Source organism: Flavobacteriales bacterium (genome assembly GCA_016700415.1).
GTDB lineage: Bacteria > Bacteroidota > Bacteroidia > Flavobacteriales_F > PHOS-HE28 > PHOS-HE28.
In genome coordinates, this window is record CP065018.1 from 985,662 (window position 1) to 998,657 (window position 12,996).

At 60.1% G+C, this 12,996-nt stretch carries 10 protein-coding genes; 7 read left to right on the forward strand and 3 right to left on the reverse strand.

What is annotated here, in order from left to right; all coding sequences use genetic code 11:
• Window positions 1–177 precede the first annotated feature (177 nt).
• Window positions 178–1,647, forward strand: coding sequence for a TonB-dependent receptor (locus IPP95_04175; GenBank protein QQS73427.1), 1,470 nt, complete (start codon window positions 178–180; stop codon window positions 1,645–1,647).
• A 229-nt stretch (window positions 1,648–1,876) separates the two neighbouring features.
• On the opposite strand, the gene IPP95_04180 is transcribed toward IPP95_04175, so the two are convergent.
• Complete coding sequence (locus IPP95_04180) at window positions 1,877–3,064, reverse strand: aminopeptidase (GenBank protein ID QQS73428.1); 1,188 nt, start codon at window positions 3,062–3,064, stop codon at window positions 1,877–1,879.
• 188 nt (window positions 3,065–3,252) lie between these two features.
• Here IPP95_04180 and IPP95_04185 point away from each other — a divergent pair, with 188 nt between their 5' ends.
• The 6 genes from IPP95_04185 to IPP95_04210 all read left to right on the forward strand — a co-directional run bounded on the left by IPP95_04185 (window position 3,253) and on the right by IPP95_04210 (window position 10,508).
• Window positions 3,253–3,720 (forward strand): winged helix-turn-helix transcriptional regulator, encoded by a 468-nt coding sequence (locus tag IPP95_04185; GenBank protein QQS73429.1) that lies wholly within the window; start codon window positions 3,253–3,255, stop codon window positions 3,718–3,720.
• 1 nt (window position 3,721) lies between these two features.
• Window positions 3,722–4,813: an efflux RND transporter periplasmic adaptor subunit gene (locus IPP95_04190; GenBank protein ID QQS73430.1), complete on the forward strand. Its 1,092-nt coding sequence runs from the start codon at window positions 3,722–3,724 to the stop codon at window positions 4,811–4,813.
• A 106-nt stretch (window positions 4,814–4,919) separates the two neighbouring features.
• The gene (locus IPP95_04195) at window positions 4,920–8,030 is read left to right on the forward strand and encodes an efflux RND transporter permease subunit (protein QQS73431.1); all 3,111 of its coding nucleotides are present in this window, start codon (window positions 4,920–4,922) and stop codon (window positions 8,028–8,030) included.
• The gene (locus IPP95_04200) at window positions 8,027–9,316 is read left to right on the forward strand and encodes a TolC family protein (GenBank protein QQS73432.1); all 1,290 of its coding nucleotides are present in this window, start codon (window positions 8,027–8,029) and stop codon (window positions 9,314–9,316) included. Before IPP95_04195 ends, IPP95_04200 begins: the two co-directional genes overlap by 4 nt.
• Before the next feature lie 63 nt (window positions 9,317–9,379).
• Complete coding sequence (locus tag IPP95_04205) at window positions 9,380–10,042, forward strand: hypothetical protein (protein ID QQS73433.1); 663 nt, start codon at window positions 9,380–9,382, stop codon at window positions 10,040–10,042.
• 10 nt (window positions 10,043–10,052) lie between these two features.
• Entirely contained in the window at window positions 10,053–10,508 is a 456-nt protein-coding gene (locus IPP95_04210) for a DUF1801 domain-containing protein (GenBank protein ID QQS73434.1), read from the forward strand.
• Between the two features lie 7 nt (window positions 10,509–10,515).
• Here the strand turns inward: IPP95_04210 and IPP95_04215 are convergent, their stop codons facing one another.
• Together IPP95_04215 and IPP95_04220 are read right to left on the reverse strand one after the other, a co-directional pair.
• Window positions 10,516–12,222 (reverse strand): L,D-transpeptidase family protein, encoded by a 1,707-nt coding sequence (locus IPP95_04215; protein QQS73435.1) that lies wholly within the window; start codon window positions 12,220–12,222, stop codon window positions 10,516–10,518.
• 137 nt (window positions 12,223–12,359) lie between these two features.
• Entirely contained in the window at window positions 12,360–12,995 is a 636-nt protein-coding gene (locus tag IPP95_04220; protein ID QQS73436.1) for a murein L,D-transpeptidase catalytic domain family protein, read from the reverse strand.
• Between the last annotated feature and the right edge of the window lies 1 nt (window position 12,996).

Here is a 12,996-nt window from a genome sequence, read left to right on the forward strand (position 1 = left end):
TGGTGGGGTGGTGGTGAATTGAACATCCGCATGAAAAGATGATCACTGCCAATACCGCCAGTACCATTGCCGGCACCCGATCCCCGGAGCAATCTGGGCCGGACGTGGAGAAATACCCGAGCATTTCCGGCACGTTGCTCCTACCTTTGCGGCCTTGATCCAAGGCATTATACACCGATGATCACCACCGACCAGCAACGGGTGCAGCTGAGCGCCAACCAGAAGGCACGGCGCATCAACGCCGACCCGGACCTTTACGGCACCTTCGCTGAGATCGGCGTGGGACAGGAGACCGTCCGCCATTTTTTCCGCGCCGGCGGGGCCTCGCAGACCATCGCGAAGGCCATGAGCGCCTACGACAAGGACTTCAGCAACGCCATCTACGGCGCGGAACCCGGCAACCGCTTCGTATGCGAGAGCAGGCTCCGGAACATGATCCGGCACGAATACAGCCTGATCGTGGAGCGGCTGGACAGGAAGGAGCATCCCACGAAACGCTTCTTCAGCTTCGCGAACACGGTGGCCAGCAGCACCTACGATCGCCCCCACAGCGGGCACGGCTGGTTGGGCGTGCGTTTCCAGACCGCCCCGGACCGCCCAACGAACGACGTGATCATCCACATCCGGACGCATGACCCGGACATCAGTCTGCAACAGGAAAGCGTCGGGATCCTGGGCGTGAACCTTATCCACGCCTGCTTTTTCCATCACGACGACCCGCAGGAGCTCATGACGGCCCTGTACGACAACGTAAGCCGGCACGTGGTGGAGATCGACATGATCCAGATGAACGGGCCGGACTTCAGCCAGGTGGACAACCGCCTGCTCAGCCTCCAGCTGGTGAAGCGCGGTTATACCGACGCGGTGATCTTCGGCCCCGACGGGCAGAACCTTCAGGCGAGCCAGGTGCTGTACAAGAAGAACATTCTGGCCATCCGCGGCAGCTTCCGTCCCGTGACGAAGGTGAACATCGACATGATCATGAACGGTTACAACATGTTCATCAAGGAACAGCGTGTGGACCGTCAGAACCTGCAAGTGCTCTTCGAGATCACACTCAACAACCTGCAGACCGACAGCGGGGACGTGGACGAGAAAGATTTCATCGACCGTGCCGATATCCTCTGCTCACTCGGCCAGACGGTGTTGATCAGCAATTACCAGGAATACTACAAGCTCGTGGAATACTTCAGCCGCTATACGAAGGCGCGCATGGGCCTGATCATGGGCGTGAACAACCTGATCGAGGTGTTCAACGAGAAGTACTACCGGAACCTCAACGGCGGCATGCTGGAAGCCTTCGGCATCCTCTTTACCCGCGACCTGAAGATCTACGTGTATCCCAGCAAGCCCAGCAAGGACGCGCCGGTGATGACACTGGACAGCATGCCCGTCCATCCGCGCCTGCGGCCGTTGTACGATTACCTCATGAGCAACAAGCGCATGGTGGACATCGAGACCTACGACCCCACGGTGCTGCACATCTTCAGCCAAGCGGTACTGAAAATGATCCGCGAGGGCCATCCGGAATGGGAAAAGCTCGTGCCTCCCTACGTGGACAATATGATCAAGGACAACAGGCTCTTCGGGTACAAGCCCGGCAATGGGCAGCCGAAGGCGGGGAAGGCCAGTGTGAGTGAGGCGTAGTTGTCCATTGTGAGTTGTCAGGAAGCGCTTGGCTTGGCCGTGCTAGCTTTGAGCCTTGATGCTGTTGGCAACGGTGTTGCAGTCGGCAGTCGGCAGTCGGCAGTGGGCAGTGGACAGTGGACAGTGGACAGTCGGCAGTAGGCAGCAGCGCTCCCTGAAAAGCACAACGTACCAAAGCCGCAAGATCTCGCAAGTCCCGCCCCGACAACTGACAACTGACAACTGACAACTACTCCTTGATCTTCTTCAACACGCCCGAAGGGATACCCTTCTTGTTCACCATGAACGAAGTGGTCTTGTACCGCACGAAATTCTTGCTCATGTAGAGGTAACCCTCGTGGTCGTTCTTCTCACCCCAGGAGTTCTTCACGATGTACCATTCGTTGCCGTCCTGGTCCTTGGCGATGCCCGTGAGCTGCATGCCGTGGTCGTCCTGCGTGGTGTAGTTGTCAAAAGCCTGCTGGCGCAGCTCCGGGGTGATCGTCATCTCCGGCTTGGGGCCGGTGAAGAGGTCCGCTTTCTCCTCCTTGGCGAGATCGTCCGCAGGCGTGACGGGCACGTAGGCGATGCCGTTCTTCCAGCTAAATGAAGGCTCGGAAACATCGCCGCCCCAAGCCACGGTGTAGCCTTTGTGCAACGCATTGTCGATGGTGGCGATCATGTCCTCCATCGGGATGTTCCAGTCCCACTGGAAGGCCCAGTTGTCCGGCACCATCATCATGGCCTTCTCCCAGTACGGCGCGCTGGTGACGGAGATGAATTCCACATAGTCCTTCGGATCCAGCTTCACCACGTCCTTGGCGAAACTCTGCGGCGTGTAGCTCTTGCCTTTGTAGGTGATCGTTTCCGGCACGGGGCCGAGGTAGGCGTCCAGTACGGCACTGAATGCGTTCTTCCACACGGGTGTGAGCTTACCGCGGTTGGGGGCCTTCACCACCGCTTCGAGCATGCCCGTCAGCACGGCCTGCATCTCAGCGGTCTGGTTCTTTGTGGTGCCGTAGTTCAATCCGGTGTAGTCCTCTTCCGGCATGGTGCCGTACTTGGCGAACATGTTGATGACGTCGTGGGGCTCGCCCCCATCGCCGTAATTGAGGCTTCCGTGCATACGCACGTATGAGACCGCCTTGTCCTCGTACGACTTGCGGGCCGTGTACATCTTGGAGAGGTGGATGGCCGGCCCTCCGTTCTTGATCATCTCGGATTCCAGAAAGCTGTTCGCTGAATAGCTCCAACAGGTTCCGGAAGAGGCCTGGTTCTCCACGGGCGTTGCCTCTGCGCTCACCACCGTGGTGAAGCGGTAGGCGGCCTGGGCGCTGTCGTTCTTGTACTGGCTGGCTTTCTTCACGAGGTCGTCCTGGGCGTGGAGCGCACCGGCGAAGAACACGGGAATAAGGAAGGTTGAGATGCGGAATTTCATGCGATGCAATTTGAGGAAGATGAATTCACCGGCCGCAAAGAAAAGCACCACCGCTTGAAGGCGCCGGGGAAAAGTCGTTTCCCTGCCCAGTGGCGGTGCGGCTTAGTGAAGATTAACGTTCCATGGCAAAACTGTTTCATCTGTAACTGTTTAGTTGCTCAACTTTGCATCCCTTCCTCGGAACCGGCATGAACAACGAACACTCCTTGGGCTATTGGTGCTCCCGCATTGGCCAGCAGTACTTCTTACTGCTAAGTGACCGGCTGCGGCATCTTGGACTTGACCGTTGGTACTTCGCGCTGGTGGTGATCTCCGAGGCGGAAGGCCGTATCAGCCAACAGGAATTGGCCGATGCCTTGCACCAGGACAAAGTGACCATTACGCGCGCCATCGACCACTTGTGCGAGCGGGGCTTCGTGAAACGCGAGGTCTGCCCCAATGATCGACGTAAACACCATTTGAAGTTGTTGCCCAAGGCCGAAGCCGCGGTCATCGAGATCAAGGCCGCCTATGCCGCTATCAACCGCACTGCGTTGAAGGGAATGCCTGCCGTGGAGCGGCGCCAAATGACGGAACAGCTCCGGAACACACTGGGCAACCTGAGCCAAGCCGTGGAGAAGATCCCCGTAGCGCCCAAGAAACAACGACCCTCCTGATATGTGCCGAACGCGCCCTTCCCTCCTATCCGTCCTCGCCTGCGCTGTGCTGCTTTCCGCATGCGGCAGCGATGAGGACACTGCTATGCAACGCGGCTCTCAAGGCCCCATGCAAGTACGTGTCGCCGTGCTGCGACCGCAAATGCTGGAAAACACCATCGAAGCCACCGGCAGCCTGCTGGCGAACGAGGCCATCGAAGTGCGGAGCGAGATCGCGGGGCGCGTCACCCAGATCGGCTTCACCGAGGGCGGGGCTGTGACGAAAGGCCAAACGCTGGTCCGTATCAACGACGACGACCTGCAGGCGCAGTTGCGCAAGACCGAACTTGCCGTGCAATTGGCCACCGATGACGAAGGCCGCAAGAAGCAGCTCTTGGAGGTGAAGGGCATCAGCCAGCAAGCCTATGACGATGCGCGCATCGCTCTACAAAGCGCTGAGGCCGACCGGGACAACCTGCGCGCCCTGATCGCCAAGACCGTGATCCGTGCGCCTTTCAGCGGGAAGATCGGCCTGCGCCAAGTGAGCGAGGGCGGCTATGTCTCGCCGAACACGTTGATCACGGACCTCCAGCAGGTATCGCCCATCAAGGTCGAATTCTCCGTGCCGGAGCGCTTCGGGCGGGAAGTGGCCGTAGGCAAGAAGATCATCTTCACCCTGGACGGCGACACCGCCCGGTACAACGCCGAGGTGTATGCGATCGACCCTACGGTGGACGTGGCTTCCCGAACGATCACGGTCCGTGCACACAACCCGAACACCAATGGAAAGCTGCGGCCGGGAGCCTTCGCGCACATTATCCTGCAACTCTCCAAAGTGCCGAGCGCTTTACTGATCCCCACGGAAGCGTTGATCCCCGACATCCAAGGCCAGAAAGTGCTGTTGATCAAAAATGGGAAGGCCACGTCGGCCCGCGTCCAGACCGGCACACGTACCAACACACAAGTGGAACTTACTGCCGGCGTACAGCCCGGCGATACAGTGATCACCACGGGACTGCTTCAGCTCCGCGAAGGCATGCCGGTGAAGGCTGCATTGCCGGAAGCAAATGGATCAACGGAGGAGGCAGATAGTTCAGTGATAGATCCGGAATGATGTGCTTCGTTGATAGTCCCATAGCCGTCAGCCGCAAGCTGCAAGCCTCAAGCTTATGGCTTGTGGCTTTTGGCTTGGAGCTTACCCTCAACCGCCGGCCCTCTAAATGAACATCAGCTCCATCAGCATCAACCGGCCCGTCCTGGCGTCGGTGATCTCCATCCTGATCGTGCTCTTCGGCATCGTGGGCTTCAGCTACCTCGGCGTGCGCGAATTCCCCAGCGTGGACCCGCCGGTGATCACGGTGACCACCAACTATACCGGTGCCAATGCGGACATCATGGAGAGCCAGGTGACCGAGCCGCTGGAGGAATCCATCAATGGCATCGCCGGCATCCGTTCGCTCACCAGCATCAGCAGTGACGGACGTAGCAGCATCACTGTGGAGTTCGAGCTGGACGTGGACCTCGAGGCCGCCGCCAACGACGTGCGCGACCGTGTGAGCCGTGCGCTCAAGACCCTTCCGCAGGACGTGGACCCGCCGATCACCGTGAAGAGCGACGCCGACGCGGGAAGCATTGTGAGCATGACCATCCAGAGCGACCAGCGATCGCTGTTGGAACTCACGGACATCGCCACGAACCAGTTCAAGGAACGGTTACAGACCATCCCCGGCGTAAGCACCGTGCAGATCTGGGGCGAGAAGAAGTACAGTATGAAGCTATTGCTGGACCCGCTGAAGATGGCGGGCTTCGGCATCACACCGCTGGACGTGAACAACGCGCTGGCACGGGAAAACGTGGAACTCCCCAGCGGCAGCATTGAAGGGGCCAATACTGAACTCACTATCCGCACGCTGGGCCGGCTCGAAACGGAGGACCAGTTCAACGCCATGATCATCCGCGAGGACGGCGGCAACGTGGTGCGTATGCGCGACATCGGCAAGGCCGAACTGCTTCCGGAGAACGAGAAGACGCTGTTGCGCGGTGATGGCGGCGTGCCCATGGTGGCCGTGGCCGTTACGCCGCAGCCGGGCAGCAACTACATCGCCATCGCGGACGCCTTCTACAAGCGCGTGGCCGAGATCAAGAAGGACATGCCATCGGACCTGCGCTACACCATGGCGCTGGACACCACCGTGAGCATCCGTAAGGCCATCAGCGAAGTGGAGGACACCATTGTGATCGCCTTTCTGCTTGTGGTGATCATCATCTTCGTCTTCCTCCGCGATTGGCGCACCACGCTGATCCCGGTGATCGCGATCCCGATCTCGCTGATCGGCTCCTTCTTCATCATGTACGTGGCGGGCTTCAGCATCAACATCCTGACGCTGCTGGCGATCGTGCTGGCCACGGGCATCGTGGTGGACGACGCGATCGTGGTGCTGGAGAACATCTATGCCAAGATCGAGGGCGGCATGGACCCCGTGGAAGCGGGCCATCGCGGCAGCAAGGAGATCACCTTCGCCATCATCAGCACCACCGTCACGCTGGCAGCGGTCTTCCTGCCCGTTGTATTCCTCTCCGGCCTCACCGGGCGCTTGTTCCGCGAGTTCGGCGTGGTGGTGGCGGGCTCGGTGCTCATCAGCGCGGTGGTCTCCCTCACGCTTACGCCCATGATGAGCGCGCGCTGGCTGAAGCACCGCGACAAGCCGAGCAAGTTCTACGCCAGCACTGAGCGCTTCTACGAGCGGCTCACCGACAGCTATTCACGCTTGCTTGAACGCTTTGTCAAAAGGGTGAGCCTCACCAGCCTGTTCGTCTTCATGTTGGGCATAGGCGGGTTGATCTGGTACGGGATGAAGAACCTCCCCAGCGAGCTCGCACCGAACGAGGACAAGAGCCGCTTCATGCTGATGAGCACCGCACCGGAAGGCACCAGTTTCGACAAAATGGACGATTACCTGTCCAACATCATCGGGCTGGTGGACACGATGAAAGAGACACAAAGCACCTTGTCCGTCACCGCGCCGGGCTTCGGCTCCACCGCGAGCACCAACACGGGTTTCGTGCGGGTATCGCTGGTACCGCCCGAGGACCGGACGATGACGCAGGACCAGTTGGCGAAGCGCACCATGGGCTTGGCGCAGCAGTACAACTTCGCGCGCAGTTTCGCCGTTCAGGAGGCCACCATCGGCGGGGGAAGATTTGCCGGGCTGCCCGTGCAATACGTGATCCAGGCACCCGATTTCAAGCAACTGCGGGAGGTGATCCCGAAGTTCATGGAAGCGGCACAGGCGGATTCCACCTTTTCCGTGGTGGACCTCAACCTGAAGTTCAACAAGCCGGAACTGAACGTGGAGATCGACCGCGACCGCGCGAAGGCATTGGGCGTGAGCGTCCGCGACATCGCGCAGACTTTGCAGCTCTACTTCAGCGGGCAGCGCTTCGGCTATTTCATCTTCAAGGGCAAGCAGTACCAAGTGATCGGACAGGCCGCACGGAACAACCGCGACAAGCCGCTGGACCTCACCAGCGCGTACGTGCGCAACGACAAAGGACAACTGGTGCAGATGGACAACCTCGTCACGCTCACCATGCGCAGCAATCCGCCGCAGCTCTACCGCTACAACCGCTACGTCAGCGCCACCGTGAGCGCCAATACGGAGGAGGGCAAGACACTTGGGGACGGCATCGCGGCCATGGACCGGATCGCGAAAGAGACCCTGCCCAGCAACTTCAGCACCTCGCTTTCCGGAGTGAGCAAGGAATTTGCGGAAAGCTCCAGCAGCCTGCTCTTCGCCTTCCTGCTCGCGCTGGCGTTGATCTTCCTCATCCTTGCCGCGCAATTTGAAAGCTGGGTGGACCCGCTCATCGTGATGTTCACCGTGCCGTTGGCCATCGCCGGTGCCTTGCTGAGCTTGTGGTTGGGCGGGCATACGCTGAACATCTTCAGCGAGATCGGCATCATCGTGCTCATCGGCCTGGTCACCAAGAACGGCATCCTCATCGTGGAGTTCGCCAACCAGCGCCAGGAGCACGGACTGCTGCGCACCGCCGCCGTCCTCGATTCCGCACGTCAGCGTTTCCGCCCCATCCTGATGACCACGTTCGCCATGGCGCTTGGATCGCTGCCCATCGCACTGGGCTTGGGCGCGGCCTCCAAGAGCCGTGTGCCCATGGGCGTGGCCATCGTCGGCGGCTTGCTCTTCGCCTTGGTATTGACACTCTTCGTGGTACCGGCGCTCTACAGCAAGTTGGCCAGCGGCACCGACATCCCGGACGATAGCGCGACCGACAACGACATCGAAAGTCCAACACCGCTCCTTGACGCATGAGACGCATCGCCTTCGCCATGGCCGCCGCGCTGATGTTGCCGGCCGCCGCACAACAACTCACGGCGGACGGTGCCGTGCGCATCGCCCTGGAGAACAACCACGGCGTGCGTATCGCCCGCAACTCCGCCGCCATCGCCAAGTTGGCCAATAACCCGGGTGCTGCGGGCATGCTCCCTTCCGTGGACGCGAACGGTGCATACAGCGTGGACAACTCAGCCACCAAACAGGAATTCTTCACCGGAGAAAACCGCGAAGCCGACAACGCCAATGCGAAGTCCCTCAGCGGTGAGGTGGAACTGAACTGGACGCTCTTCGACGGGTTGTCCATGTTCGCTGCGAAGGACAGGCTGGAAGCCGTGGAACGCATCGGTGAAAGTCAGCTTCGGCAGGAGGTGGAAGGAACGACCTACGATGTGCTCACCGGCTACTACCAACTGGTGCAGCTTGAAAAAGCCGTGCTGGTGCAGCGTGAAGCCATGCAGACCTCACGGGAACGGCTGAAGATCACCGAGACCGGAGAGCGTGTGGGCGCATCCTCAGGCCTGGAACTGGTGCAGGCACGGCTGGACCTCAGCACGGACAGCGCACAGATGCTGGCACTGCTGCAACGGACCGCCATGGCCCGGACCGGCCTCAACACACTGCTCGCCCGCGATCCCGGCACTGCTTTCGAGGTGGACACGATGATCCCTCCTGCGGAAGCATTGGAGCTGCCCGCGCTGCAAGAGGCCGCACTGGCCGCCAACACCACGCTGCAACAGGCCCGCGAGGAGCGCATGGTGGCCGATCTTTCCGTGAAGGAGCTGCGCGGCACCTTGCTCCCCAAGCTGAACGGCTTCGCGAACTACGGCTATTCGCGCAGCACTTCCGAGGTGGGCTTCCTGAAGAGCAATCAACGCCTCGGCCCGCAATACGGCTTGACCCTGAGCGTGCCCCTCTTTCGTGGCGGCGCCATCAAGGCCGTGAAACAGGCGAAACTGGCCGTCGAGCAGGCGGACCTTTCGCTTCAACAAACACAACTGGAATTGCAGCGCGACATTTTGGACACCTGGAGCCAGTATGAAAATGCCCGGCAGCGCGTGGCCTTGGAGGAAGCGAACCTCGGCGGGTCACGCACGCAAATGCAAGTCGCGCTTGAGAGCTATCGCATCGGTGTGAGCACGGCGGTGCAGCTCCGCGACGTACAACAGGGCGTGGTGACCGCGGAAAACCGCCTGCTCACCGCACAGTTCGAGGCGAAAGTCGCCGAACTGCAATTGCGTTGGCTGGCCGGGAAACTGTTCTGATCCGGATCGTGAAATAGGATCCCACGCTTACATTAGCCAAGCAACAAGGACCGCTCACGCCGCATGGCCCGCATGACCATTCCCTTCGCGCTGTTCCTGCTCGGGATCGGCTGTTCCATGCCTCCTTACGGACCAGGCGACCAGCACGTCACGGACTCAACATCTTCCACCGCGAACAGAGCAGTGGACACCCAAAAGGACCGGCATGCACACGCATGGTATACCGTGCCGGATGAACCCTCCACTTTGGTCTTTGACAATGGTGACACACTAAGGACCGGACTTCCGGAAGTGGAACTGATCGCTGAATTCCCCAACCCTCTGGGTCGCAAATGGTTCATATTCAGTGGCCTGAAAAGCACTTCAAACAAGTATGAGACCTCGCTGTTCGTCCTTTCCCCCGGCGACAGCTCAGCGGCACAGGCGATCCAACAGCCATGGCACATGCCCGGTCGGCTGAACGATGCCAAAGGCAAAGAGTGCTACTACGAGGCCGAGGTCTTCGCCGGAGAAGTGCTGCGCGACACCATCGGCGTGATCTGGTATGAGCGCTCCCTGATGCCCGATGGGACATGGAGGCTCAACACCACCATATTGGATCTGACCGGTCCACGACCAGACACGCTGATCCTCTTTGGCCATGGCCGCAAGAGCGCCACGATCGACCTTGCCTTCCGCGGTAAATGCCAACTGCTGGACAGTCTGGACCAGCATCTCGACCCTTAATTTCGGCACCATGCGATCCACAGCGATCACGGTGACCAACTATCTGCAGCAATTGCCGCCCGATCGGCAGGTACCGATGGAGAAGTTGCGCGCCACCATCGCGGAGAACCTGCCAAGCGGGTTCACGGAGACAATGGGCTATGGGATGATCGGCTTTGTGGTACCTCATGAACTCTACTCTGCTGGTTACCATTGCGACCCGAAGCTTCCCCTCCCCTTCATCAACATCGCCTCGCAGAAGCACTTCATCGCCTTGTACCACATGGGGCTATATGCGGACACGGAGTTGTTGGAGTGGTTCACCTCGGAATACAGCAAGCAGGTGCCGACCAAGTTGGACATGGGCAAGAGCGGTGTGCGGTTCAAGAAGCCCGAGCGGATACCGTTTGCGCTGATCGCCGAGCTGGCGGGAAAGATGACGGTGCAGGACTGGGTGGAGCGCTACGAATTGAGCTTCGGCCGATAACGGCCCTTCAGCGCAAGCCTGCCACACGCGTGCTGTCCGTTGTTCCGGCCGGGCCGGAAGCCGGAATGGTCTCCGGCGCGAAGAGTTCCCCGGCAAGCCGGGCGTCATGCCCGTATACGTCGTCGCGGAAGTTGAGCCTGCCCTTGCTGTCCACCCACGCAGTGAAATAGCCGATCGTCACGGGCATCGGCGGCCGTAGGTTGATCACCTTCTCCTTGTCCGCGTGCATGGCCTTGTCGATGGCCTCCGGTGTCCAGGTGGTGTCGTTGCGCAGGAGATGATCCGCCAACTTCTTCGGCTCGCTCAAGCGGATGCAGCCATGGCTGAAGGCGCGCTTCTCCGGAATGAACCTGCTCTTCGCCGGTGTGTCATGGAGGTAGATGCTGAACTCGTTGGGGAAGAGGAATTTCACCAGGCCCAAGGAATTGTCAGCTCCCGGACGCTGCCTCACACGGAAAGGACCGCCTCCCTCCCAGGTCTTCCAATCAACACTGCTTGTGGGGACGACCTCGCCACCGCGCACCACCTCCATGCGGTGCTTGGCGAGGTAGTTCGTGTTGCGGCGCATGGCGGGCGCGATCTCATTCCTGATGATGCTCTTCGGAACGTTCCAGTAAGGCGCAAATGCGATCTGGGAAAGTTCGCCGCTGAAGATCACCGTGTGCGTGGCCACCGCGCCCACCACCACCTTCATGTCCCAAGTCTCCTTACCGTCCTCGAACACATGCAGGCGATACTCAGGGATGTTCACCAGCAGTTGATCCTTCGGTGGCAAGGGGTTCACCCAGCGCAGGCGTTCCATGTTCAGCAGGATAGTGCGGATGCGGTCGGTGATGGGCACGTTCAAGGCCGCCGCCAATTCGGCGTCCAGCTTCCCGGTGCCTTCCAGCCCGTGGCGCTCCTGGAAATTCACCACGGCCTTGAAGAGCGTGCTGTCCATGGTGTAGGCGATGGAGTCCACCCACAGGTCGCCCAGTTGGAAGAGGCGGTGGCGCAGTTCGCAGTATTCCGGCAGCGAATCGCCCATGGCGAACGCGCTTTTCCGGAAAGCGAAGGTGTCCAGATGCCCTTCCGCTTCCACCTCGAAATAGCGCTGCAAGCGGTACTTGAGCCCTTGGTACTGCTGATGCACCGGCTCGATCGGCGAGAGATCAGTGCGCCCCGCTACTAGGGAGTCCAGCAGCATGGTGTAGTTCTTCTTGCGGCGTGGGATGTACCAATCGAGCTCCCGCAGATCGCCTTGCACATATCCACCGTATTCCTTGTGCGCCATGAGGAAGAACTGCGCGGTGAGGCCCAGCTCCACGTGCAGGCGCAGGCTGTCGTTCCCGGTGGTGTCCGCGCGCGCTTCGGCCAGCAGATTCCGCCAAGGATCGGCCACGGTGTCATTGGCCAACGGGTCCAACAGGTTGAGCATCGCGTCCGCGGCGGTGGAGAGGCTGTCGTTCACGAACCAGGCATACTGCAGGCCCCGCCCCTTGTAGAACTCGCGGATCTCAGCCGAATCACCCCGGTACTGCGGGTTCCTGTCCAGGAAATCGAGCACATCGGCACTATCCAACCGGCGGGTTGTGTATGGCTTGCGCGTCTCAAAGAAGGTGTTGATCACCTTGGCCTCCTGGGCGATGGTCGGGCGCGGCGTTGGCTTATTCTCCCCACAGGAGGTCAATAGTAGCGCGGCAAATCCGATCAAGGTGACGAGGGTAGATTTCATGCAGGAAATTGAACAGGGCCCAAAGGTCGGCGGAGATGCCACCGTGAGCAAGCCGGATGAAGTGGCCAAGTAGCGAATGAACTAGCCAAGCGCATCATCAGCTAATCGGCTGATCAGCTGATCAGCTGATCAAATTTTCACTTCGCAAACACATAAAGCAACTGCCCCTCCAGCAGGTCGATCACCTTGGGCATCACCTCCTGAGCCACCGCAGGGCATCCAAAGCTCCGGCCCAAGCGGCCATGTGCTGCAATGAAGTCCGCGCCCACATAGCTGGCGGCGTGCATGATGATCTCACGCTTCTCCGCGGCGGAATTCACACCGGCGTCAAGGCCATGGAGCAACAGCGCATCGCCGTGCTTGGGGCTGAAGATCTTCTTTCCCACGCGGTACAGGCCCTTGCTGGTCTGCAAGGATCCGCTCTTGTTGCTCACCGAATTGCAGTACAGCTCACCGGAGTTCTTGCCATGGGCCACCCACGTACGCAGCAGCAACTTGCGCGCATCGAGGTCGATGATGAAGAGGCGCTTCTCCGAGGAAGGGCGCGTCATGTCCGCCACGGCGATGATGTGGCTGGCCGCGTGATGAGCACTGCGACTTTGAAGGGCTTTAACAAAAGCTGTTTCGTCCAAAATTCCGCTCAGGCCACAATCCACAAACAGCGCTTCAGCCGTGGTGTTCGTGGCAGCCTCCACCACCGGAGCCGCTGGAAGCGGGGCCGAGGGGGCGGGCGCAAAGAAGCTTGCGAAGCTGATAAGGAGCAGGTAGGACAAC

What these genes read in the sequence shown, in the direction of transcription:
- IPP95_04210 (QQS73434.1), top strand. Translation starts at nt 10,053, where the DNA reads ATGCGATCCACAGCGATCACGGTGACCAACTATCTGCAGCAATTGCCG.
- IPP95_04175 (QQS73427.1), top strand. Translation starts at nt 178, where the DNA reads ATGATCACCACCGACCAGCAACGGGTGCAGCTGAGCGCCAACCAGAAG.
- IPP95_04195 (QQS73431.1), top strand. Translation starts at nt 4,920, where the DNA reads ATGAACATCAGCTCCATCAGCATCAACCGGCCCGTCCTGGCGTCGGTG.
- IPP95_04205 (QQS73433.1), top strand. Translation starts at nt 9,380, where the DNA reads ATGGCCCGCATGACCATTCCCTTCGCGCTGTTCCTGCTCGGGATCGGC.
- IPP95_04215 (QQS73435.1), bottom strand. Translation starts at nt 12,222, where the DNA reads ATGAAATCTACCCTCGTCACCTTGATCGGATTTGCCGCGCTACTATTG.
- IPP95_04190 (QQS73430.1), top strand. Translation starts at nt 3,722, where the DNA reads ATGTGCCGAACGCGCCCTTCCCTCCTATCCGTCCTCGCCTGCGCTGTG.
- IPP95_04180 (QQS73428.1), bottom strand. Translation starts at nt 3,064, where the DNA reads ATGAAATTCCGCATCTCAACCTTCCTTATTCCCGTGTTCTTCGCCGGT.
- IPP95_04185 (QQS73429.1), top strand. Translation starts at nt 3,253, where the DNA reads ATGAACAACGAACACTCCTTGGGCTATTGGTGCTCCCGCATTGGCCAG.
- IPP95_04200 (QQS73432.1), top strand. Translation starts at nt 8,027, where the DNA reads ATGAGACGCATCGCCTTCGCCATGGCCGCCGCGCTGATGTTGCCGGCC.